A 25,025-nucleotide genomic window follows, 5' to 3' on the forward strand; every position below is an offset into this window, starting at 1 on the left:
GACTATGTTGACAATCTTGTTATCCTCTATCTTACTTTCAGGCAGCACAGCTGCCAAGGCCGATACGCTGGCGCCCTATGGGGCATTGCCAAGCGAGCGCCAGCTAAGATGGCAGGAAATGGAAACCTATTGTTTGATACATTATACTCCGACCACTTTTCAGAATAAAGAATGGGGCTATGGTGATGCCAAGCCTTCCCTGTTTGATCCTTCGGCATTTGATGCTGATCAAATTGCAAAAGCAGCAGCGGCCGGCGGCTTTAGGGGCCTGATCAGTGTTGCCAAACACCACGATGGATTTTGCTTATGGCCGACCAAAACCACCTCCTATAGCATCGCGTCGTCACCCTGGAAAAATGGGAAAGGTGATATGGTACGGGAATTTATGGAAGCTACGCATCGAAACGGAATGAAATTTGGCGTTTACCTGTCTGCCTGGGACCGACATGACGAGCGTTACGGTACTCCGGCATATGCAGATGCCTATCGGGAGCAACTGACCGAACTGATGAGCAGCTATGGCCCATTGTTCACCTCATGGCATGATGGTGCCAATGGGGGCGATGGTTACTATGGCGGTCAGGAGGGCAAACGGATTATTGATCGGACAACATATTATGAATGGCATGAGAAAACTTGGCCAATCGTCCGTAAACTACAGCCCAGCGCCGTGATTTTCTCTGATATTGGTCCCGACATGCGCTGGGTAGGCAATGAAAAGGGCTATGCGGCCGAGACCTCCTGGGCGACATTTACACCTATAGGTCTCAACGGTAAAGTCGCCGTGCCGGGAGCTACCGAATCGCATAATGCGGAGACAGGAGACCGTAACGGGAAGTACTGGATTCCGGCAGAATGTGATGTGCCACAGCGCCCGGGCTGGTTCTATCACCAAGAACAGGATAGCCGCGTAAAAACTCCCAGCCAACTGTTTGAAATCTATCTCAAATCAGTGGGCAGAGGTGCTTGTATGAACCTTGGTTTAGCACCAATGCCTTCAGGAACCCTGCATGAAAACGATGTCAAATCCTTGCATGCATTCGGAAAAAAAGTGAAAGAAACCTTTCGCAACAATCTGGCGAAAGGAGCTACAGTCACAGCCTCAAATACCCGAAATGGCGACGCTAAAATCTACGGGACGTCCTTTATCACGGATGAGGACCGCTATAGTTACTGGGCCACGGATGATACGAAGACGGATGCCACACTCGAAATCGCATTGAAGTCCGCCGCGACATTTGATCTTATCCAGCTGCGCGAAAATATTAAGTTGGGACAGCGTATCGACAGCGTCACCATTGAACAGTGGGAAAACAATGCCTGGAAGCCTCTGGCAAAGACGACAAGCATCGGCGCCAACCGGTTGATTAAGCTCGATCAGCCTATTACTACGGCGAGGTTAAAACTGCATGTATATGCACCGGTTGCGATCACGCTGAGCGATTTCGGCCTCTTCAAAGAATATGATGAACCGTTTGCCTTTGACAGTAAGGAAATAAAAAAACTGAAGGGGTTTAATGTGAGGACGGGAAAATCAGATAATAGAACTTTGATGTCCGATGGTAAGCCGGCAACTTTTGCGACTATCGGAGATGGCGGCATAATCACTATCGAATCTACTGCACCTGTGTCTGGCATTGGTTTTATGCCGAGGCAGGATGGTCAGACGGCAGGTATTCCGACACGATATACGATCTCGACAAGTACGGACGGTAAAAATTGGAAAACAGTTAAAGAGGGCGAATTCTCCAATATCAAGGCAAATCCGATTTTGCAGCAAGTGTTTTTTGAGACCGATGGCAAAGGCAAATTTATCCGATTTGAACCGAAACAATTTATCGAAGGCAATGCGCTGACCATTGCTGAACTTGAACTGTATGCTAAATAAACTTCTGACGTTTGTGCTGGTCTGCATTTGCCAGACCAGCCTGCTGATCGCTCAGCAAAAGCAGCTTAGACTTTGGTATGACCAGCCTGCCAAAATTTGGGAAGAAACGCTGCCATTGGGCAATGGACAGATCGGCATGATGCCGAATGGTGACCCCCGTTCGGAAAAAATCGTGCTGAATGAGATCAGCATGTGGTCGGGAAGCCCAGAGGATCCCAATAATTACGAGGCATATAAAAATGTGGGGGCCATTCAGGCGCTATTGAAAGCGGGCAAAAATGATGAAGCCGAAAAGCTTGTCAACGAAACTTTTGTGACCAAAGGGAAAGGGTCTGGATTTGGAAACGGAGCTACCGTTCCTTATGGCTGTTATCAGCTGTTTGCCGATCTGCTGTTAGATTACGACTTGCCTGCGCAAGCAGCCATTACAGATTACAGGCGTTCTTTGGATCTGACAACAGCTATTGCCCAGACGACATTCCGCGTAGGAAGACGTACCGTCCGGCGACAGTATTACACCGCTTTCAATAAAAATGTTGGGGTTATCCAGGTCAGTCAGGATACTCCCGCTCTACAGACCTTGAAGATTACCCTCGAACGCAAAGAGCATATAGATAGCTATACCGTATTGGATGATGGTATCTTGATCCAAGGTGCATTGCCCGATGGCAAGGGGGCAACAAACTTAAAGTTTGCCGGTCTCGTCAAAGTAAAAGGTGACCATTTGCAGATCGATAAAAAAGGTCATACGTTGCAGGTCTCCGCACGTGGTAAATTAACGATTTATTTCACAGCAAGTACTTCTTATTATGGCAGTGAACCGCTGTCGACCGTGCGTATGACGATGGCTGACGCAATGCGAGAAAATGAACCGCAGCTGTTGCAAAATCACCTGGCAGCCTATCAAAGAATCTTTAATCGGGTTTCGCTTAATTTATTTGGAAACAGGACGAATGCAGATAAGCCAACCAATGCTCGTATCGCCAATTTTTATAAAGATCCCGCACAGGATCCAGATCTTGCCGCACTTTATTACCAATATGGACGATATTTGAATATTTCAAGTACGGCACCCAAAATCGCGCAGGCCCTTCCTCCTAATCTTCAAGGTTTATGGGCCCATCAGATCAATACGCCCTGGAACGGCGATTACCATCTAAATATCAATGCGCAGATGAATCATTGGGGAGTAGAAGTCAACAATCTCAGCGAATACCACCGGCCCTTCATTGCCATGATCAAGCGCATTGCAAAAGAGGGGGAGAAAACCGCAAAAGCTTATTATAATGCTCCGGGCTGGGTTGTCTATATGATGACGAACATCTGGGGCTATTCAGCTCCCGGGGAACAGGCCTCCTGGGGGGCGAGTACAGCCTCGGGCTGGTTATGCAACCACCTGTGGGAACATTATCTTTTTACTGGTGATAAAGCGTACCTGAAAGAAATATATCCGATACTCCGTGGAGCTGCGCAATTTTATGATTACACGTTGGTTCAGGATCCGAAGACGGGGTGGTGGGTGACCTCGCCTTCGGTTTCGCCTGAAAATGCTTTCCTGATGTCCAACGGAAAGAGAGCATCGGTGGTGATGGGACCGACAATTGATAACCAGATCGTTCGTGAATTGTACGAGGCCGTAATCCAGGCAGACTCTGTTCTCGCTATAAAAGATGATTTTGCGGGTACGCTTAAGCGGAAATTAAAGGACATTCCTCCACCTGTGCAGATCAGCTCATCCGGACGGGTACAGGAGTGGCTGGAGGACTATAAAGAGGTCGAACCTACACATCGTCATGTTTCGCATCTCTATGGTCTTTATCCGGCAGCATTCATATCACCACAGACAACGCCCGACTGGGCTGAAGCAGCACGCAAGACGCTGGCTGTCCGTGGTGATGAAGGCACGGGCTGGTCAAGGGCCTGGAAGATTCTGTTCTGGGCAAGGCTGCAGGATGGTGATCATGCCTTGGAAATCCTTCGGCAACTGCTTAAGCCGGCATTCGCGAATGAGACAACATACCAGGGCGAGGGAGCCGGTACCTACCCCAACTTGTTCTGCGCGCATCCACCGTTCCAGATTGACGGAAACTTCGGTGGCTCTGCCGGCATCGCCGAAATGCTGATCCAAAGTCACAACGGCTATATCCATTTGCTGCCTGCATTGCCCAAAGCCTGGGCAAAAGGAGAGGTGAAAGGGCTTAAGGCACGCGGGAATTATACGGTTGACATGAGCTGGGAAAACGGGAAAATTACAAAGCTTAACATACAAGGAAAAAGAGGACATGTTCGCATCTTCGAAAACGGAGCCTACAGGAACTACCAAGTTCGTTAGGTATTTTTATCTTCTGTTTATTGTTTTGGGTACGATAGGCTGCACCCAGCAGACGGACAGTGACGGGGCAGAAGATCTGCTCAAAACCTTCTCCTATAAAATAATAGGACAAACAACTGCCGCCGACGGAAGCCCAGTAATGCTGCTGAACGCAGACAACTCCCAGCAGCAATTTACAAAAGCGGAGGTCGTCAATGGTCAATTTGTCCTGGAGGGGGAACTGAGCATGGCCGGTTTTTATGCCGTCCGTATCGATGACGAACGTCCTTATACCCTGTTTCTGGAGACCAACAAAACGTATAATCTAAAAGAAAATAACGGCCTGTTTACCTTAACAACCACCTCTGGTGATGCGATGGACTTTGTCCGCTTCACAGAAAAATATCAGCAGCGTGAGAAAGAGGAAAAATTGAACACGGACAAAAGAATCAGTAAGATCGGTGCATTAAAGGCTCAGCTCCCGGAGATGGCCGCGCGCAAAGACGGATCTTATGAGAAGACTGTTGATGAATTAGATCGTCTATCCGGCATCAAACCGTATAATTTGCGCAATTTATATGTGCATTTTATTCTCGACAGCGCACACCGGAGGTCACTGCTTCTACCTTACTTCTTTAAATACGTCACTGTCGACCAGGACAATTTTAAAAAATTAGACGCTGCATTGCAAGCGTTCGACGCGACGCTGCAGCAACACCCTTATTATAAATTTGCACGGGAGAAAGTCGACCGCGTAAAGAATTTTTATGAGAACATGCCAGTTTTTCCGTCCATTATGCCTATGAATGTGCAGCGGGATTCCCTGAGACTAATGGAATTTTCCAAGGCCAGCATGTTGATCGCTGCATTCTGGAAGGCATCCAACAAATACAGTGTGGCTGATATGACGCAGCTGCACAAAAAGGAAGCGCAGCTGCGCGCCTTGGGTGTAGAGGTGATTTATTTTTCTTTGGATAACGATATGGATACCTGGACCAAAGCCAGCGCTTCGCTAGGACTGGGGCCGCATAATTATTATTTAAATGCCAATGACCGGGCGGCAATGGAACAGGACTTCGGTGTGGACCGCACGCCAGGTTATCTGTGGATTGATCCGCAGACACGCCGCATCTTGTCACTTGCCGGTGAAGATCCTGCCTTACCGCAGTTCATAAATAAGGTAAGGGAGTTTCTGAATAAGCATTGACACTTTGAGCGACTTATCGTCTGATAGCATGGCTACACCAGTTATAAACCATGGAGATGGTCCAGCAAAGACTCGGTAGACTGCGACCGCGCCGACGCAAAAAATGAGGCTATCGTGTCCGGTAGGATAAATAGTGAAGTAATTAACCTTTATTGTCTTAAAAATCGTTATATTTGACATAAAAGTTTAATATTTGTTATTCTACAAGCGATGAAAGTTGTTCAGTTTACAGTTCCGGTAGTTTACCAAGGCTCAATTTGTGTACAAGAGGACATCTTGCCTTCCTTCTATAGCAATTATCACCGGCATAAAGAGATTCAATTGACTTATATCTTAAAAGGCAGGGGAACTTTTATGATCGGTAACTTCACCCACAGCTTTGAGGAGAATGAGATCTATATCGTGGATGCGGACGAACCACATATGTTCAAGACTGCCGAAGACATAAAAGATGGCATTCACGCCATTCACATCTTCTTCGATTATGCACATTTTAAATCTTTTCTGGATTTTCCCGAGTTTGACGATGTTAAATATTTTCTGGAACACATCAGTGTGAGTAAGAAATTGGACGCTGCACATGCTATTGCATTGAAAGAGCGGTTTATTCAGATCAATGACAGTGCCGGTATCGATAGATTATTATCTTTTGTGAAGCTGATCAACTTCCTGAGCAAAAAAGTGGATCAGTGGACATCTCTATATACAGGTATCCCGCAAAAGAAATTTTCGGATGCAGAAGGACTACGTATCAACGAAATCTTCCAGTATACTTTTCAACATTTTGGAGATAAAATATCCCTTGAAGATATTGCGGCTGTTGCCCATATGACACCACATGCGTTCTGTAAGTATTTTAAAAAGCATACACGTAAGACCTATGTGACTTTTCTGAATGAGATACGGATTGAGCGGGCCTGTAAGATGCTGATCGACGAATCCTCGGAAAGCGTTTCCAACATTGCCTTTAAGACTGGGTTCAATAATGTGGTCAACTTTAACCGGGTATTCAAGAAGATCACAAAACTCTCACCAAGTGAGTATGTCCATGAACACCGCATGCGCGACTAATGAACTGTCGGCTCTTCAGAAACTGGTAGCTTGAAGCAACCGTAGCCTTTCTAAAAATTTAGCAGTTCTGTGCTTTGATAATATCGGAGAAGCAGTCATCAATAAAGTTTTAATGTTTGCAGTGCTAAAATGCTATTTTTGAGGGCTAACGATTATTGCTGTCATGAATAAACATCTACTTGTGTTGCTTATTGCGCTGCTAGGCATTTTTGGACAGGCTAAGGCGCAGTCCGGTATTTTTAGAATCGACACCTTACAATTTCAGGGAACGGACAAGCATATGGTTAATCTTGTGATCGTAGGTGACGGTTACACAAAGGAGCAACTGGATGACTATGCCGCAGATGCCAGGCAATTTACGAACTACTTTTTCTCGATAGAACCCTTTAAGCAATACAGCAACTTCTTTAATGTTTTTGCCATCCGGACGATATCTGCGGAATCGGGGGCCACACACGACTGCAAAGCCAGTGACTGTGTGCACGGTGCGACAGATCTCAGCAAATATCCTAAACGCTATAATAAGTTCACAAGGGACCATGCTGTTCCGGTCAGTCATCCGAACACAATTTTTGGCAGCAGCTTTGACAACGGTGGGCTGCATCGCTTGGTCGTACCACAAAAGAATGATGCGATTGAAGCAGTGCTGAAGACCCATGTCCCGAACTACACGCAGGTCGTAGTCTTGGTCAATTCACCATTTTATGGTGGTTCAGGAGGGAAATGGGCCACATCGACTGTCAACTTCAAAAGCAATGATATTGCCGTGCATGAAATAGGCCATTCATTTGCACAACTGGCAGATGAATATTGGGCTGGAAATCAGTATGCGATAGAATCCGTCAACCGCTCGCAGTCGGCAGACCCTAACCGTGTGCCCTGGAAGTACTGGCTGGGCAAAGATGGGGTAGGAATCTATTCTTATGGCGGCAAAGGGTCGCCTTCCAATTGGTTCAGACCACATGAGTATTGTAAAATGCAGTATCTCATCGCTCCGTTCTGTCCGGTGTGTCAGGAGCAATTTGTGGCGGCCATCAAACGAAAATCCAGTCCTTTCATTGCTGTCCGGCCAGTATTGAATAACGTATTACAGTTGGACAGCGTCCAGAAATTTGCACTGCGTCTTGCTAAACCCTCGCCCAATACATTTAGAACGACCTGGTTATTAAACAATGAGGTCATAGCCCGTGATAGGGATTCCATCTATTTGGATCCGGGGATGATGACTGTGGGAGAGAATACATTGAAAGTACTTGTGCAAGATACCACGGATCTGCTCCGCAACCCTGAATATGTGAATCACAGGGACTCTATTGTGTGGAGATTGAATCAAAAAGTAGCTCTGGATCTTAAGCCACCCCTCACGGCTTGGGCAGATACGCTTGAAACCTGCTACGGTGGCGATCAAGTGCTCAGCATCAGAAAACCAGTCGCGGGAGTTGTATACCAGTGGTACGATGCGTTGAGCGAAAGTCCGGCCGGAATGGGTGAGAACATTTCTGTCCAGCATCTCAAAACAAGCAGACCCTACAGTGTGGTGGCGCTCTGGAAAGGTAAGAGGTCTGCATCATCACGCGTGGTACTCCAGACATTGCCGCCGCTGGATAAGCCAAAAGATATCAGGGTGAAAATCGACAAAAAGAAAGATGTTGTCCGACTGAGCGTCAACGAAAAGCCGGAAGACCGTTACAATTACATCTGGCTACAGGCAGACGGCAGTCCAATCTATGAATGGGATGAATTCAACGGTGAATACGTCCGTCCGACAGGAAGAAACGATAAACTTACTCTTCCTTGGTCAAAGGGAATCCGGAAAGTATATGTGCAGAAGGTAGACAAGATAAGCACCTGTAAAAGTGAACTTTTCGAGGTAACTTTTTAGTGACAGTTTAAGTTTAATGGATTGGCTTTGTTAATTTTATACTGCCGATTAATTAACTTATAAATCATTCATAGTTATGAAAAAAAGATCCAGGTTGACTTGGGGTGCTTTTTCATGCTTATGCATCTCGATTTTAGCCGTAGCTCCATCTTGTAAGAAAAACACAAAACTTCCGGATGAAAGCATTGAAAAAACGCATGCAGTAAAATTCAAGATCAAGGATTTTGAAACGGTTGTAACACCGTTAAAAACACAGTCCGGCCACTCTAAACTGGCCGCCAACTCCCAAAATGATAACAAAGAGCAGTTGTTGTATCATTGGGATTTTGACAATAGCAGTGCCGCACCTACCGCTGCACTAGACGATGCCGCTCTGATCGACTACAACAACGGTAAAACCGATTACGGTTTTGTGGCCGGGTGGCCCAATACAGGAAAAGCCATTAGTTTCAAAGGTGCGAAAGAGATTCTGATCAAGATCCCCGCATCGGGTATAAGGGCTTTGAGCCAGCTGTCATTTGATGCAAACAGCTCCGGAACCGGACCGCGGGCATTGGTGCTCAGCTATTCTACTGATAGGGGAAATACCTTTAGGCCCTTAACCGACACTTTACATTATCCCATAGATCTGACAACGACAGCAAAGTTTTCCATTACCCAGTCTCTCGCGGCGGTTGAACTTTCCGCCACGGCCTCCTACTGGTTAAAAATTGCGCTGTTTGAGGGCAATAGGCCGGTGGGAAATAGCTACAATGAAAATACTGGGACTTTCAAAATGGATAACCTGAAAATCATAGGCGCTACCGACGAGTCTATACTACCCAGCAAGCTTTACTATCATATTTTTGATGCTGGGACAAAAATGCTGGTCAAATCAGGTTCCCTCAGTGCCAAAGAGTCATTCGATGTCGCTCTGCCAACGGGGGCATACTACTTCAGTCTGATTGTCAAAAATTCGACAGATCCGTTGATCTTTCCGTCTACAATAAACGATATCAGAAGTCTGGCTGTGTCAAACCCCTTCCATGAACAGCTAGCCGAAATATTTGCTGCCCGGGATACGTTTGAAGTGAAAGAGTCGATCGACCGTGTACTGACAGTGGACCGGATTTACAGCGAAATTAAATTCGAGAGCCTAGATTCCGAAGATCTGAGCCGGATTGATAGCATCCATATCCGTCAACTCCATGCCGCATTTCAATATTATCCCTTCGCGTCTGCAGCAAATGATAAGCAGGATCAGACAGTCCTCCGTCTCGTTCCCGGCTTTAGTGTGACAAACAAGACCTTCCGTTTTCACCAATTCATGGGTGATATAGCACAAGATGTCCCCATCAAATACGAACTGACCCTATTCAAAGACGGAGCAGCCGTACGTGTTTTTGAACTCGGAAGCGCAATCCGCAACAATGTACAGATCCTGTTCAGAGGTAAGCTGCTGGAAGGTGTCGGTGCTTCGCAGGGGTTTCAGGTGGTCAAAAATGAAAAATGGCGGGATGCGGTGGTGGTCGACTACTGATGTTGGTGCCCCAACAAAACGTTCATGTCTTCACTTACAGCATCAATGAAAAGCCATTGAAGGTTATTTCTGATCGTTGTAAAAGAACACATACTTTCCATAAAAAACGGCGGTCCATACTTGCATGGACCGCCGTTTTTTATGGCTGACAAACGAGAGTTATACCAATTTTTTCAATAAGGTATTCCATCCCGCAAGATCATGTAAGATTCTCTCCAGGTCGGCAATTGCGACACGCTCCTGCTCCATACTGTCGCGGTGACGGATGGTCACGGTATTGTCCTGCAATGAATCGTAATCAACGGTGATGCAGATGGGTGTTCCGATCGCGTCCTGACGGCGGTAACGTTTACCAATGGCATCTTTTTCGTCATATTGGACATTGAAGTCCAGTTTTAACGTATTGAGGATTTCACGTGCTTTTTCAGGTAGGCCGTCTTTTTTCGTTAAAGGCAGGATCGCTGCTTTCACCGGCGCCAGTGCCGGCGGAAATTTCAATACCACGCGCGAATCCTGTTTGTCCGCTGTGGAAAGATCTTCCTGTACCAGTGAGTTGCATAGCACGGTCAAGAAAAGGCGGTCTAATCCGATGGATGTCTCAATGACATATGGAATGTAATTTTGATTGATCTCCGGATCGAAATATTGCATTTTCTTTTTCGAGTATTCCTGATGCTGCTTTAAGTCGAAGTCTGTACGTGAATGGATACCTTCCACTTCTTTAAATCCGAAAGGAAAGTTAAATTCGATATCCACTGCTGCATTGGCGTAATGCGCTAACTTGTCATGGTCATGATAGCGGTAGTTGGCCGGATCAAAACCTAGCGCCAGGTGCCATTTTAAACGGGTCTCTTTCCACTTGTTGTACCATTCCAGTTCTGTACCCGGGCGGCAAAAGAATTGCATCTCCATCTGTTCAAATTCGCGCATGCGCATAATGAATTGACGTGCAATGACCTCATTACGGAACGCCTTACCGATCTGGGCGATACCAAACGGAATTTTCATGCGGCCAGTTTTCTGAACATTCAGGAAGTTGACGAAGATACCCTGTGCGGTTTCCGGACGAAGGTACACTTGATCTGCGCCATCTGCCATGGCACCCATCTGTGTAGCAAACATCAGGTTGAATTGACGTACTTCAGTCCAATTTTTGGTGCCTGAAACCGGGCATACAATATTGTGTTCTTCTATGATTGACTTTAAGCCTGCAAGGTCATCAGCATTCAAAGCAGTGTTCAGTGCTTCCAGGAGCGCCGCTGCTTCCGCTGTCTTGCCATCGGCTTCATAACGGGCAATCTTATCTTCAATCAATTGATCGGCACGGTAACGTTTTTTCGAGTCTTTATTGTCGATCATGGGATCATTAAACCCGTCGACGTGTCCTGAAGCTTTCCAGGTTGTGGGATGCATGAAAATCGCGGCATCAATACCCACTATATTTTCGTGCAGCTGCACCATCGATTTCCACCAATAGGTCTTGAGGTTATTTTTAAGTTCTGAACCTAGCTGACCATAATCGTAAACGGCACTTAGTCCGTCATATATTTCGCTTGATTGGAATACAAAACCGTATTCCTTCGCGTGTGATACTACACTTTTGAAAAAATCGTCTGTCTGTTTGCTCATAAGTGGCAAATATAGATATTAGTATTTAGATTTTAGATATGTGATTTCGCTAAATCGCGGATCTGCTGTGAGGCATTCTTGTTGTCCACCTTGTTGATGATATGCTGGATGATGCCGTTTTCATCGATCACAAAGGTCGTCCGGGCAGTACCCATATATTTCTTGCCGTACATGTTTTTTTCTACCCACACCCCAAAAGCTTCAACAAGGCTCTTGTCCTCATCTACGAGGAGCTGGAAAGGCAGTTCGTGCTTGTCAATAAATTTGCGGTGTGAGGCTTCACTGTCCACACTGACACCGATGATCTCATATCCATCTTTTTTTAAAGATTGATAGTTATCCCTAAAGTTACAAGCTTCTGTCGTGCAGCCCGGAGTGTTGTCTTTTGGATAAAAGTATAGAATAACTTTTTTTCCTCTGAAATCAGCGAGATGGACGGTTTCGCCATTTTGATTTTTTGCACTGAAATCTGGTGCTTGCTGTCCTATTTCTAGTGTTGCCATAAGTATGATCTATTTAGCCTATTAAGATACGATATTATCTGATGAAACTACCAGCAACTGCTTAAACAAGTTTACCAAATGACAGTAGCCCAAAGTATATGCTGTCATTGGATTAACTTTTACGTTAGCGGATGAAAGAAGCTTCGTACACTTTTAAATTGTCTTTATTGTCTTTGACCTCCAATTTGAAGACATGGTTGCCGGCAGCCAGATTCGGTTCGAAATCGTGCCAGACATGTCTGGTTTTCGGATCATATTTCATCAGGACCCATTTACCGTCAATGTATGCATTGAAAGTATCGATGCCTGATAGGTTGTCACTGATCGTAAAGTCGATCGACCGCTGCCGGGATACATTCTTTCCATCTGTGAGATTACGTGCGGTGATGATCGGCGCAATGGTATCCACCGCGACATAGAAGCCTCCAAATTCACGTACATTGGCCACTACCCAGCCATCTTCGTATTTCCCGCCCTGTGCGCCGCCGCTAGCAGAGACGATCAATGCTTTATCGTATAATCGTGCTGGCAAACTAAAGTCGGGCTTGATCATCAGTTTATAATAACCGAATACAGGAATGTATGAATTATGGATATAGTGCATAGCGGAGTAGCCCTTCGCTGGCTTGGCGCCCTGAGCATAGTTGAAATAAAGATCGTTGTAGAGGATGTTTTTGCCCATATAGACCCTGGCGTTCTCCGCTTCATATTTATTTTCATCTCCGTAATGGAACATTTTGAGTCCTGCGGCCGGTTTGCGGCTTATGGATAATGTCGGACTGTTCTGCACTGTAAAGTTCAATTCGCTTCTATTTCCCTGGACATCCTTGACGACATATTTGACTTCATGTACATCGTTATCTTTTAATTCGATCGTGCCCAGCTTGTTCAGAGACTTGTAGATGCTGATCGGATTGTTGGGGTCTTTAAAACTTTTCTGTATCCGAACGCCGGATTTTTTAAAATATGGATAGTCAATGTAGGACTGTATAGCCCGCGTCTGGTCAAAAGGAATAGATTCGAATACGACGGTGCTGATGTTTTTGTTGTCCAAAAAGAGTTCTATGGAATACACACCATAAGTAAAAGATATACCGCCACGTCTGTCGACTGTATTTATGCCAATTCCGAATGTGCCGTTAACGGGAATCGGTGCATTCGATGCCAATGTGTACCTGCCATCACCTATAGCGCGTATCGTCTGATGCCTCCGGGGAGTATGCTCATCAAATAGTTCCCCACCCAGATCATAAATGGTGACCCCGCGGATGACCGGTTTGACACCATCCGGAAATAGCAACCCAAAAAGTTGTGGGTTGAGCGGTAGCTGCGCTTTGGTGTCCCGGATTTCAAAATGAAGGTGCGGCCCAGCCGAACCACCGGTATTGCCCGAATTGGCAATAAATTCGCCCTTTTTTACCGGCACCTGATTCGGTTGTAAGAAGACATCCACATCAAATCGTTTTTGTTTATACTGCTCGTCTTTTACAATTGCAGCCAGTGCATCATTAAAGCTCTCGAGGTGCATATAAACCGAAGTATAACCATTCGGATGGTCAATATAAACGTAGTTGCCCCCACCGCCGATCTGTACCCTGACACGGGATACGAAACCTTCAGCTGCCGCATGAACCGGGATGTTGATCCGTTGTTGTGTGCGGTAATCATCTCCACCGTGAAAATGTGTGGCCCGGAGTTCACCAAATGAACCAGAGGCCTGGGGTGCAATATGCATCGGCCGGCTAAAATAGTCCTGCGGATAGTTACGGCTTTTAATGATATCTTGTGCCTGGACCAGGCTACCTATAAACGGCAGCATACCGATCAGCATAGCTATTGTTTTGTTCATAGTTGTCATGTTTAAGGAATTCGCCCCGCGCGATTCAAGACCGGCACGTGGAACTATTTTGCAATGTGGCGTAGCCTTATTTGATTTTGCAGCTGAACATTTTCTGTGCCCCGATAAATCCCTCCAGCACATCGCCGATTGCAACTGACGCCACTCCAGCGGGGGTCCCCGTATAAATCAGATCCCCTTTACGCAGCGTGATGAACCGTGAAATATATACGATAAGGTCTTCAAAAGAAAAGATCATATCCTTGGTGTTCCCCTGTTGAACGGCCTGCCCATTCTGTTGCAAAGAGAAATCGATCGCGTAGATATCAGCAATTTCTTCCTTCGGAATCAAATTGCTGATGACTGCCGAATGATCAAAGGCCTTTGCCAATTCCCAGGGAAGACTTTTCGCTTTGAGTTCTTGTTGCACATCCCTCGCGGTAAAATCGATACCCAGACCGATTGCATCATAGTAGCTTGCCGCAAATTTTGGGGTCACATGTCGGCCCTCTTTACAGATCCGCAGCACAATTTCGGTCTCGAACTGGATATTTTTGGAAAATTCCGGATAATAGAAATCTTTGTTGTCTTTTAAAACAGCTGTATCAGGTTTTAAGAATATGATGGGATTTTCTGGAACAGGGTTATTGAGCTCTTTAGCGTGGTCTATGTAATTGCGACCGATTGCAATTATTTTCATTATAAAATTGTTTGATATGAGCGTTTCTAAATCTACTGCGCTTGAACAGACAAACTTAACAAATGTCCTATGCTTATCCAAAAAAGGAGCCCACCAAACTTTCTCTTGATGGAGAACAAATCCGTTGTTTAGATAGGCTTTAGTTAGGGTTTGTTTAGGTATTACTTAGGTATAGAATAGGTGATATCTAAATAATACCTAACTAAAATCTAAACAAAATCATACTAAAATCTAAGTAAATGCAAACTTTAGGGATAGTTAATTGTTATGGACGAGAGGATGAATATTATCAACAGTTTAAAAAGAGAGAAAATGGCAATATTACAAGATGGACCAAATGGAGGATTTCGAGGTAAGGTAGGATCGGTATACGGATATTATCTCAACGGAAAATGTATTATTCGCGGTGCACGCAGGAAAAGTACCAAGCCACCCACTGCAGCGCAACTGCTGCACCGGAGGAAAACAAAATTGAGCAGTGAATTTTGTGCTTTGATAAAGCCGGTTATTACTTTCGGTTATCAGTTTGAGGCGGCCAAGCACCCTAAATGCGGAGCATTTCAGCTGGCCCAAAAGACGGTTTTTAATGAAGTATTATCCGTGGATGTGGATAATAACCCCTTTATTAGGCTGGAGAACCTCCGGGTCTTTGTCGGAGATCTCATGCCTCCCGCTGACGCCCGGGCCTATCTTGAAGGCGATAGTGTAAAGCTTTCGTGGACGCCAAATCCTCAATATAAAGATAGCATTTATAAAGTGAATTTAGCTTGGGTCAGTTTGGATGACCATGGAGATCTTGAGATGGCTGTAGCGGATGCTGCTCAGGGAGAATGCACGGTCAAGATTCCGGCATTGACCAATTCTCATACGAACTATCACATTTATATCGGCTTTTGGGATACCTTTCATGGTGCTTTCTCAGATTCAGCATATTGCGGTCCTATTTTGTAGGAAATTCAAGTGATTTGTGTATCTTTAACACTATGAATAAACTACAGGCGGTATTGTTTGACTTGGACGGTACTCTTATTGATTCCGAATACTTTTATTTTAAAAACTGGGCTCCTATATTACAGCAAGAATTTGATCTTAAGATAACCTATGAAGATTGGATCCGCGATTTTGCCGGGCATACACTCGCACATAATGTGAAGCGCTTGGTGGAAGTCTGCGGTTATGATACCACAGAAGAATATATGTGGAAACGTACCCGTGCCGCCTATGCCGATTCGAATATGAGCGATATTGAGCTGATGCCTTTCGCTGAAGAAATTTTGGCTTATCTACAAGAACAGCAGATCCGTATCGGATTGGTGACATCAAGTTACCGCAGTACCGTGGATACAGTGCTCGGCAAACATGGGCTGCTACGTTATTTTGAGTTTTTTGTGACCCGCGAATGTGTGGAGTCTCCCAAGCCTGACCCCGAACCGTATCTTTTGGCATTGAAGAAGCTGGATTTGCCAGGTGAGGCCTGCGTAGCGATTGAAGACACAATCACTGGTAGTACTGCGGCTCTGGTAGCCGGACTGCAGCTGATCGCTGTAACGAAGCAGGCGGTAGAACGTGCTAGACTAACAACTGTGGAAAACATTGTGGAAAACTTGTCGGAAGCAAAAGAAATGCTAGCGAAGTGGATTTCGCAGTAATATCTGCTCGATTTAATCGTTTTAGCATTTGTATTTTTATTCGGATATACGTAATATTACCGAATTGTTAAGGGAATTCTGAATTATGAACCGAAGAACAGCAATCAAGCAACTTTTCATTGTAGCAGGAGGACTGACCATTTTGTCGTCCTGTCTGAATGATGGAGGAGCGTCAATTGTATTGAATAAGCTGAAAATTTCAGCTGCTGACGAGCAATTTTTGGGCGATTTGGCCGATATTCTTATTCCGAAGACAGATACGCCGGGAGGAAAAGACCTGAATTTACATCTTTTTGTGATGAAGATGGTCGACGATTGTGAGTCGCCCGAAAATCAGCAGAAATTTGTTGGTGGATTCAACAAACTGCGGAAGCAGCTAAATCTGACAGACAGCGAAGCTACAAAAACGGCGTTGTTAAATTTGAAAGATCAGACCGATGAGAAGGCCTTCTTTGATATTTTTAAATCGCGGGCAATCCAGGGATATATGAATTCGGAATATGTAATGAAGAATAAAGTCGTTTACAAACTTATTCCAGGACCGTACAATGGAGCGGTAAACATAAAGGGATAGATCCAGCATGGCAAATTTAAATATTGACAGTGAAAAAAATAGGACCTATGATGCAATCGTAATAGGTTCGGGTATCAGTGGTGGCTGGTCCGCAAAAGAATTGTGTGAGAAAGGGCTAAAAACCCTGGTGTTAGAACGTGGACGGGATGTACAGCATATCAAGGACTATCCGACGACCAATATGATGCCCTGGGAGTTTGAGCATCGGAATGAGATGCCTTACAAAATCAAGCAGGAAAATCCAATCGTTAGCAAATGCTATGCATTTCATGAGGATGCGGCGCATTTTTTTGTCAAGGATAATGAGCATCCATATATACAGGAAAAGCCTTTTGACTGGATCAGGGGGTATCAGGTAGGCGGGAAGTCGTTGTTGTGGGCTAGGCAGACTCAGCGTTGGTCAGACTTTGATTTTGAAGGTCCGGCGCGCGATGGTTTTGCTGTCGACTGGCCGATACGCTATGCGGACTTGGCTCCGTGGTATGCTTACGTCGAAAAGTTTGCTGGTATTGCTGGCGATCATGACGGGCTTCCAGAACTACCAGATGGTGAGTTTTTGCCCGGATATCCGCTGAATATTGTCGAAAAATATTTTAAAGAAAAAGTACAGCAGAGATATCCGGAACGAAAAGTGATTTCTGCACGTTGTGCTCACCTTTCCAAGCCAAATCCAATCCATATCGAACAGGGCCGTGTGCAGTGTCAGAATCGTGTGCTCTGTCAAAGAGGCTGTCCTTTCGGCGGTTATTTCAGTTCTAATGCTACGACACTACCCTGGGCGGCCAAGACGGGTAATATGACCCTACGTCCATTCTCAGTCGTGCATTCTATTTTATATGACGAACAAAAAGGTAGGGCAGTTGGTGTGCGGGTCATTGATACCAATACCAAAGAGGAAATTGACTTCTATGCAAAATTGATTTTTGTAAATGCTGCCGCAATCAACACAAATTTGATTCTGCTGAATTCCAAATCTAACCGTTTTCCAAATGGTTTAGGAAATGATAGTGGGGTATTAGGGAAATATGTAGCATTCCATAACTATAGTGCCCGCATCTATGCCGAATATGAAGGGCATTTAGATTATACGGTAGAAGGACGAAATCCTGCGGGGGGCGGTTATATCCCTCGTTTTAGAAACCTTCATAAGCAGGAGACAGATTTCTTACGGGGATATGCGGCTGGTTTTGGCGCATCGCGAGGCAAAGAATCGGATCGCTCCGGCTTAGGGCTGGACCTTAAAAATAATCTCCTGAATCCCAAATTGGGCATCTGGCAGGTCGGTTCACATATGATGGGCGAGACCATACCAAAAGAGTCGGGTATGGTAAAGCTCGATGGAAGCAAAACGGATGACTGGGGAATTCCCTTGTTAAAGATTGCGGTCGATTACGATGAAAACGATGAGAAAATGAAAAAAGATTACATCGAGGTCATGACCGAAATGTTTACAGATGCTGGTTTTACCAATATTCGGCCTGATACACATTGGCAGGCTCCAGGGCTTGATATCCACGAGATGGGCGGTGTCCGTATGGGACATGATCCGAAAACTTCGGTGCTCAACAAGTGGAATCAAATGCACGCGGTAAAAAATGTCTTTGTTACAGATGGCGCCTGCATGACATCGACATCGACTCAAAATCCTTCGTTGACCTATATGGCATTTTCTGCCCGATCTGTAGATTATGCGGTCAGTGAAATGAAAAAAGGAAATATTTAATCATTCTGACAGGGGAGAGATTTTTGAAATAAGTCTTTCCCTTTTCAGATTAAAGTGCTAATTTTAGTACCGTCATCACATGATGTGATGAAAGCAATAACCAAACATTAAAAAACAGAGATTAAACAGTTAAAAGACCAAATTAAGAAATCAATATTTTTTTTGCCAAAAATGAAAAACGATTTAGCATAACTAACTATAGGACCAAACTACGGCCTAACGGAGAACAACTTGTCTATCTGACCGGGACTGATTGTCTCACCGAATAGCCGATAGCTAGCTTTTTTGGGCAAATAACACTCCTTTTTGAAAGGAACTAACTAAAGGAAAACTACATTAAACTGGACGTTTCTAGTAATTTTTTGCTAAAACGTTTTTATAAACCAAATCACTATTAATATGAGCAAAGTTGACGTAAAATCATTTGCGCGGCTAGGGAAAAATTCGAAATTATTTTTCTCATTGGCTGTCATTGCTGGTACTTTCCAACAGGTCAATGCCGCTAGCGGAACTTCCTTTAAATACGAAGGGGCAGCCTTTGTAAAAGAGGCCAGTTTTCGCCAGCAACAGTTGAAAGGAAAGGTACTGGACGCTGCTGGAAAACCTATCGTCGGGGTCTCTATCGCAGTTAAGGGGACATCGAAGGGAACCCAATCGGATGCGCAGGGTAATTTCTCTATTGAGGCCGGCTCCGGAGATGTGCTGGTAGTCTCTTCTGTGGGTTATAAGTCAAAAGAAGTGACTGTAACCGGTGCGACTGTAACCGTCCAATTGGAAGACGATCAGGGGCAATTGGATGAAGTGGTTGTCGTGGGATATGGTACTATGCGTAAGTCGGATGTAACCGGTTCAATTGCGATGGTCAAGGGAGCGGATATGATCAAAGATCAGAGCTTTAGCCCTTTGGACGCCTTGAGAGGTAAAGCCTCGGGGGTAAACATTTTCTCCAACTCGAGCCAACCGGGTGCCTATGCCAATCGGGTGGTCATCCGCGGGGTAGCAACCATCAATTCATCTTCCAATCCCCTATATGTGGTGGATGGAGTCGTGATGGAGGATTTCCATTTGCTGAATCCCAATGATATCGAAAATATTGAAGTGTTAAAGGATGCCTCCTCCGCAGCAATTTATGGTGCCCGTGGTGCCAACGGGGTTATCTTGGTAACTACTAAAAGAGGCAACAAGGATGGAACCCGTACCATCAGCTATCAAGGTTCTGCCGGTGTAAGTTCGGTACAGCGTTATATGGATGTACTCAACGCGCAGGAGTGGGTGGATGCATTTATGATCGGATTGGAGAATGAAAATAAATACGCGGCTAAGTTTTTAAAGGACAGGGATAAAAACTGGGTACCTTGGTCATTAGATAAAAAGGACTGGTTCAATGATCCGAATTATTTTGATGCCAATGGTAATCCTTTATATGATACAGACTGGCAGAAAGAAGCCACCCGGACAGCTATTTCACATAATCATCAGTTAAATATTCAGCAAGGAGATGACAAGTCTTCGGTCGGAGCTTTTCTGAACTATACTGACCAGCAGGGTATCGTAAATAATACCTGGAATAAGCGGGTAAATGGAAAACTGGCTTATGATTCAAAGCCCACGTCATGGTTATCTACAGCAGTCAATTTGTCGGTCAACCACACCTGGGGACGCTACACACCGGAAGATGGAGGTGGCCAGGAAGCTCGTCGTACGATGATCGAAATGCTTCCATGGTATTCTGTCTATGATCAAAATGGCGAATATACCAATTCGGCTTCATCTACTGTTTCTGAAAAACTGGGCTTTGAAGGTATGGCCAATCCAGTGTCTATCTTGGATAAGCAAAAGCGTCTGCGTTACAATACCCAGATTTTTGGAAATGCTGCGCTGACATTTCATTTGGCGGATGGTTTGGATCTGAAAACGCAGCTCGGTATTGATAGCCACAGAAAAATTTATAAAGGTTATTCGTCTATATCGTTGAATAATATTTCTCAACCTAATGGCTGGGCTGAAATCAATAATACCAACACATTGTATTGGCAGGAAGAGACCTATTTGACTTACAATAAACAGTTCGACAAACATCGGATCAATGCGATGGCCGGATTGTCCTGGCAGGCCCGGACTTATGATAACGACCGTTCACGTACGACAGGATTCTTCGATGATTTTTACGAATATAATAATTTAGGTATTGGCATTACGCCTGATCCTCCTGCTTCAGGCTGGAACAGGTGGGCGATGAACTCCTACTTTTTACGCGCTGCTTACTCCTACGACGATCGTTATTCAGCTACCGTAACTGGGCGGTACGATGGCTCGTCCAAATTTGGTAAAAACAACAAATATGCGTTTTTTCCTTCGGTGGGTTTAGCTTGGAACGTTTCCAACGAGGATTTCCTGAAAAGCAGCGAGTCCATCAGCAATATGAAAATCCATACCAGTTTCGGTATGACCGGTAATTCTGAGATTGATCCGTACAAATCATTAGCTATTGTTGAGGCCGGAACGATCTTATTGAATAATAATCGGGCACCTTATTCGTTTGTCAATACCATTGCCAACCCAGACTTAAAATGGGAGAAAACAGCTCAATTTGATGTGGGCGTTGAATTAGGACTTTTGCAGAATAGGTTAAATTTTGATGTTTCTTACTATCGAAAGAAAACAACAGACCTATTGTTGGATGCACCCTTGCCGACAGCTTCTGGTTTTAGCACGGTGATGAAAAACATTGGCTCTGTTCAGAACCAAGGTTTGGATATCATGATTAACGGAACTATTGTGGATAATGAAAATTTCAATTGGCGAGCCTCCTTAAATGCCAACTACAATAAAAATAAGGTGCTGAAATTAGGCGAAAATAATGCGGATATTCAGATGAACAGTTGGGTCGGTGGTCCCAACAGCATTATTCGTGTCGGTGAAAATTTGAATAGCTTCTACGGTTACAGAAGACTAGGCGTATATACACAAGCCGATGTAGATGCAGGAAATGCGAATATGGAAGATATCGGTCGTGCCAAACGTAGCAAAGAAAAGGAAATCATAGGTAAAGGATTACCAGATTGGACAGGAAGTTTTGTTAACAATTTACGTTATAAAAATTTTGACTTCACACTTGACCTTCAATTTGTAAAAGGTGTAGAAATCATGCAACAATTTTTCCATTCGACCTACGATCGTTTCGGCATCACCAATGGTTTAAAGGAGATTTTGACCGATGCCTACAACGGTTCCAATCCAAATACGATGCAGCAAGCAATCTATCTGACCAATGGAGGGCACCGGGGACAGGAATCCAGTGTTGATGATTCTTGGATAGCTGATGGATCCTATCTTCGGGTCAATTTAATTCAGTTGGGGTATACCTTTACACCAGATGCACTGAAGCGTATTGGCTTGAAGAGATTGCGGCTTTATGCAAATGCAAATAATCCGTTCTTATTTACATCGAGTGATTTTAAAGGTTATGATCCAGAGAGTACCTCACAAGGAGAAGGCAAGTTTGGTCAAAACATGACTTTTTTCGCCTATCCGAGAGCGAAAACTTTCTCATTGGGGGTAAATGTTACATTTTAAATTAGAACTTATCAAAAATGAAAAATAAATTATTTCTGTTGTTGCTTGCCGGTATGGCACTGACAACATCCTGTAATAAATTTTTGGAGGAGGAGCCGAGGTCAAATCTGTCATTGGAACAATATTATGCAAATGATGGTCAGGCGATGGCAACCGTGAATTCATTGTACCGCCGTGGTGCACCGTCCCGCTATTCCATTGCTGCGAGTGCCTATATTGGACCTACAGCTTCAATTAATACAATGCTGACAGGGTATTTTATAAATTCTTATGAAGGTCAGGAACAAGTTTGTCTATTTGCCCGGCAGCTGACTCGGCAGCAAAACATCAGTGTGGTATCGAGTACGATGAATACGATTTGGGATGATAGCTATAAGGCCATCAATATTGCCAATGCAGGGGTCAAATACATTCCGGGCATCAACATGGACGAATCGCGTAAAAAAACTTTGTTGGCGGAAGCAAAGTTTTTTAGAGCGTATAATTACTTTTATCTAGTGAAAACATTTGGAGCAATACCGTTGTCTTTGAAACCAAATGAGACGCTTGCAGACGAGCTTTATCTAGAGAGAACAGAAGTCACAAAAGTCTATGAGCAGATTGAAGCCGATCTTAAAGATGCTGTAGCCGATTTGCCTGCTGTAACTTTTGCGTCAAACGGACATAGAATAGGGAAATATGTGGCCGCCATGACTTTGGCTAATGTATATTTACAGCAGGGTAAATACGCAGATGCTGCTACAACAGCAAAGATCGTTATCAATTCACCACATAAGATGACAGAGAATGCAGATCTAAAGCTAAATAGCGCTTACAACAAGCTGCGAACTACCGATGATTTGGAGGAGGTAATTTATGCTCAGGAATACGATGCCAATATCAACACTAGTGGCTCGTGGACAACCTACGCTTTTAGTTCATCCGCAACAGCTGTATTTGATAAGTACTCAATTTTTGAGCGGGTTTACGGACCTACAGATCAATTCCTGAATGTATATAATACAAAGGATCTACGTATTCAGCCCAATCAATTCTTTCATTGGTCGTATACTAACCCAGTAAATGGTAAAAAGTGGACGTCAGACGTGGCGGGTGTCTGGTATTATTTTGATGAGCAGGCGGCGACGGTAACAGGCCGTGGTACAAAGGACTGGAATTTTTACCGTTATCCTGAAGCACTCTTAATTGCGGCGGAGGGTATTGCCAAATCTTCAGGCGTGAGTGCTGAAGCCGCAGGCTATTTGGCTCAGGTGAGAGCACGGGCTAATACTGAGGGTAAAACCGTAGCGGACTTTACCTCCGAATTGCAGGCGCTATCTGCGGATGACTTTGTAAAAGAATGTTGGAAAGAGCGTCTACGTGAATTCCCACTCGAATTTAAGATGTGGGATGACATACTACGGACAAAGATGTTCCCTGTGATTTCGACTACAGAAGCTGGAAAAGTGGATTTCGTTCCTTTAATCGGAGCAAAAAATGCATCTGGAGCGACGTTTAAAGAGTCGGATTTGCTGTGGCCGATTTCACCGGATGAAATCCAGCGAAACAATAAATTAACACAGAATCCGGGATATCAATAGATATAAGCTTTTTCTTAATACGGCCATCGCTTTGATGGCCGTTTGGTTTAGGCTACTGTATTGGAGTTCAAAATATGTTGGATAGCCTGGCATATTTTGAACACCGTATACGCCCTAAATCTCTCCGCTAGCAAAATCGCTTGCTGACGCATTATGACGGGAGTGTGGATACCGAAAGGAGAGAGGATAGAAATGTTGTAATGATTTTATGGTGTAGCACCTATATTGAGTTGGCTGTTTGGAGCGTCGTCGGACGCCGCGTGGCGCGGGTTAGATATCAAAGCATTTCAGCAATAGCGACTGATTAAACAATAAATCCCCAGAAGCCAGCTTCTGGGGATTTATTGTTTAATGTCATATGAGATTATATATCGACGACAACCTCCATTTTGAAATCGTCATCTTTCAAGTGAACGATTTCTGTAGCCTTCTCGTAGTTTGTGGATTTCTTCGAGAAAAAGTCATGTTGCGTTGTCTCGGTATTTAAGCCGTTCAACACGATAGGATTCACTTGTTTGACTTCGAAGATCGGGTCAAAGCCTAAGTTCATCAAAGCTTTGTTGGCGTTGTAACGCACATACTCTTTTACTTCGGCTGTCAAACCTACTTCTGTATAGATCTCCTCTGTATACTTCAGCTCGTTTTCGTATAGATTATAAAGCAAGGCAAGAAAACGTGCTTTTACCTGATCTTGGTTTTTCAATGTTTTGAATTGATCCTGCGCCATCAAACCGACGAATACGCCGTGAATGGACTCATCCGCGATAATTTTCTTGATGATATCGGCAGATGCTACCATCTCGCCTTGGCCACATAACCATAACGGCAGAAAAAATCCTGAATAAAACAGGAACGACTCAAGCAATACCGAAGCAGCCATAGCCATATAGATCTCCTCATCCGAAGCGTCTTCTTTATCGATGGCACGGTAATAACCGTCGATCATCTGTGCTTTATATTGTAGGTATTTATTTTGCTGAACCCATTCGAAGATTTCGTTAATCTCAGCTGTTGTTGACACCGTTGTGAAAATAGTGGAATAGGATTTGGCGTGGATCGCTTCCATCATACACATGTAGGATAATACAGCCTTATTCTGCAAGGTGTCGATGTGATCGATGATCTTCGGCATACCTGTATGGCTCTGCAACGTATCCAATAGAGTCAGGCCGCCTAATGCTTTTTTATAGGCTTCTTTCATCTCTGGACTAATGCGCTTCCAGCTATCGATATCTTTTGAAGGGATGTATTCGGTGTCAATCCAGAACTGACGGATATTCTGTTCCCAGAACATCAGTACATAGTCGTTCTCGGGGGTATTCCAATTGACAGCTTTATATGTTTTACTCATTTTCTATTTTACCGTATTAAGCATT

Annotated in this window: 17 protein-coding genes; 12 read left to right on the forward strand and 5 right to left on the reverse strand. The window is 44.5% G+C overall.

Going from position 1 to position 25,025, the window contains the following annotated elements:
- Positions 1–4: 4 nt before the first annotated feature.
- The 6 genes from FGL37_RS09745 (at position 5) to FGL37_RS09770 (ending at position 9,878) form a co-directional block, all read left to right on the forward strand.
- Positions 5–1,888: an alpha-L-fucosidase gene (locus FGL37_RS09745; protein WP_028071901.1), complete on the forward strand. Its 1,884-nt coding sequence runs from the start codon at positions 5–7 to the stop codon at positions 1,886–1,888.
- The gene (locus FGL37_RS09750; RefSeq protein WP_037534316.1) at positions 1,878–4,220 is read left to right on the forward strand and encodes a glycoside hydrolase family 95 protein; all 2,343 of its coding nucleotides are present in this window, start codon (positions 1,878–1,880) and stop codon (positions 4,218–4,220) included. The genes FGL37_RS09745 and FGL37_RS09750 overlap by 11 nt, the downstream gene beginning before the upstream one ends.
- Entirely contained in the window at positions 4,171–5,406 is a 1,236-nt protein-coding gene (locus FGL37_RS09755) for a DUF4369 domain-containing protein (protein ID WP_028071902.1), read from the forward strand. Before FGL37_RS09750 ends, FGL37_RS09755 begins: the two co-directional genes overlap by 50 nt.
- Positions 5,407–5,616: 210 nt before the next feature.
- The gene (locus FGL37_RS09760) at positions 5,617–6,477 is read left to right on the forward strand and encodes a helix-turn-helix domain-containing protein (protein WP_028071903.1); all 861 of its coding nucleotides are present in this window, start codon (positions 5,617–5,619) and stop codon (positions 6,475–6,477) included.
- A 163-nt stretch (positions 6,478–6,640) separates the two neighbouring features.
- Complete coding sequence (locus tag FGL37_RS09765) at positions 6,641–8,359, forward strand: M64 family metallopeptidase (RefSeq protein WP_037534319.1); 1,719 nt, start codon at positions 6,641–6,643, stop codon at positions 8,357–8,359.
- A gap of 76 nt (positions 8,360–8,435) precedes the next feature.
- Entirely contained in the window at positions 8,436–9,878 is a 1,443-nt protein-coding gene (locus FGL37_RS09770) for a hypothetical protein (protein WP_028071905.1), read from the forward strand.
- Between the two features lie 159 nt (positions 9,879–10,037).
- Here the strand turns inward: FGL37_RS09770 and FGL37_RS09775 are convergent, their stop codons facing one another.
- The 4 genes from FGL37_RS09775 to FGL37_RS09790 all read right to left on the reverse strand — a co-directional run bounded on the left by FGL37_RS09775 (position 10,038) and on the right by FGL37_RS09790 (position 14,547).
- Positions 10,038–11,507: a glycine--tRNA ligase gene (locus FGL37_RS09775; protein WP_028071906.1), complete on the reverse strand. Its 1,470-nt coding sequence runs from the start codon at positions 11,505–11,507 to the stop codon at positions 10,038–10,040.
- A 32-nt stretch (positions 11,508–11,539) separates the two neighbouring features.
- Positions 11,540–12,010, reverse strand: a complete 471-nt coding sequence (gene bcp, locus FGL37_RS09780; RefSeq protein ID WP_028071907.1) for a thioredoxin-dependent thiol peroxidase — start codon at positions 12,008–12,010, stop codon at positions 11,540–11,542.
- Between the two features lie 124 nt (positions 12,011–12,134).
- Positions 12,135–13,859: a M23 family metallopeptidase gene (locus FGL37_RS09785; RefSeq protein ID WP_037534321.1), complete on the reverse strand. Its 1,725-nt coding sequence runs from the start codon at positions 13,857–13,859 to the stop codon at positions 12,135–12,137.
- Between the two features lie 76 nt (positions 13,860–13,935).
- On the reverse strand, positions 13,936–14,547 hold the full coding sequence (locus tag FGL37_RS09790) for a fumarylacetoacetate hydrolase family protein (protein WP_028071909.1): 612 nt from the start codon (positions 14,545–14,547) through the stop codon (positions 13,936–13,938).
- A 312-nt stretch (positions 14,548–14,859) separates the two neighbouring features.
- On the opposite strand from FGL37_RS09790, the gene FGL37_RS25360 reads away from it, so the two are divergent.
- From FGL37_RS25360 to FGL37_RS09815, 6 genes are all read left to right on the forward strand, one after another.
- Positions 14,860–15,498, forward strand: coding sequence for a hypothetical protein (locus FGL37_RS25360; protein ID WP_160169544.1), 639 nt, complete (start codon positions 14,860–14,862; stop codon positions 15,496–15,498).
- Between the two features lie 32 nt (positions 15,499–15,530).
- Positions 15,531–16,196 carry an HAD family hydrolase gene (locus tag FGL37_RS09795; RefSeq protein ID WP_028071911.1) on the forward strand — a complete coding sequence of 222 codons (666 nt, stop codon included), beginning with the start codon at positions 15,531–15,533 and terminating at the stop codon, positions 16,194–16,196.
- An 85-nt stretch (positions 16,197–16,281) separates the two neighbouring features.
- Entirely contained in the window at positions 16,282–16,770 is a 489-nt protein-coding gene (locus FGL37_RS09800; protein ID WP_028071912.1) for a gluconate 2-dehydrogenase subunit 3 family protein, read from the forward strand.
- 7 nt (positions 16,771–16,777) lie between these two features.
- The gene (locus FGL37_RS09805; RefSeq protein WP_028071913.1) at positions 16,778–18,493 is read left to right on the forward strand and encodes a GMC oxidoreductase; all 1,716 of its coding nucleotides are present in this window, start codon (positions 16,778–16,780) and stop codon (positions 18,491–18,493) included.
- Positions 18,494–18,892: 399 nt separating this feature from the next.
- Positions 18,893–22,069, forward strand: a complete 3,177-nt coding sequence (locus FGL37_RS09810; protein WP_028071914.1) for a SusC/RagA family TonB-linked outer membrane protein — start codon at positions 18,893–18,895, stop codon at positions 22,067–22,069.
- A 17-nt stretch (positions 22,070–22,086) separates the two neighbouring features.
- A complete protein-coding gene (locus FGL37_RS09815) occupies positions 22,087–23,649 on the forward strand; it encodes a RagB/SusD family nutrient uptake outer membrane protein (protein ID WP_028071915.1) in 1,563 nt (520 codons plus the stop codon).
- Positions 23,650–24,013: 364 nt separating this feature from the next.
- Here FGL37_RS09815 and nrdF read toward each other — a convergent pair whose 3' ends face one another.
- Positions 24,014–25,000, reverse strand: coding sequence for a class 1b ribonucleoside-diphosphate reductase subunit beta (nrdF, locus tag FGL37_RS09820; RefSeq protein ID WP_028071916.1), 987 nt, complete (start codon positions 24,998–25,000; stop codon positions 24,014–24,016).
- Positions 25,001–25,025: the final 25 nt, after the last annotated feature.

Origin of the sequence: Sphingobacterium thalpophilum (assembly GCF_901482695.1) — a bacterium.
Lineage (GTDB): Bacteria > Bacteroidota > Bacteroidia > Sphingobacteriales > Sphingobacteriaceae > Sphingobacterium > Sphingobacterium thalpophilum.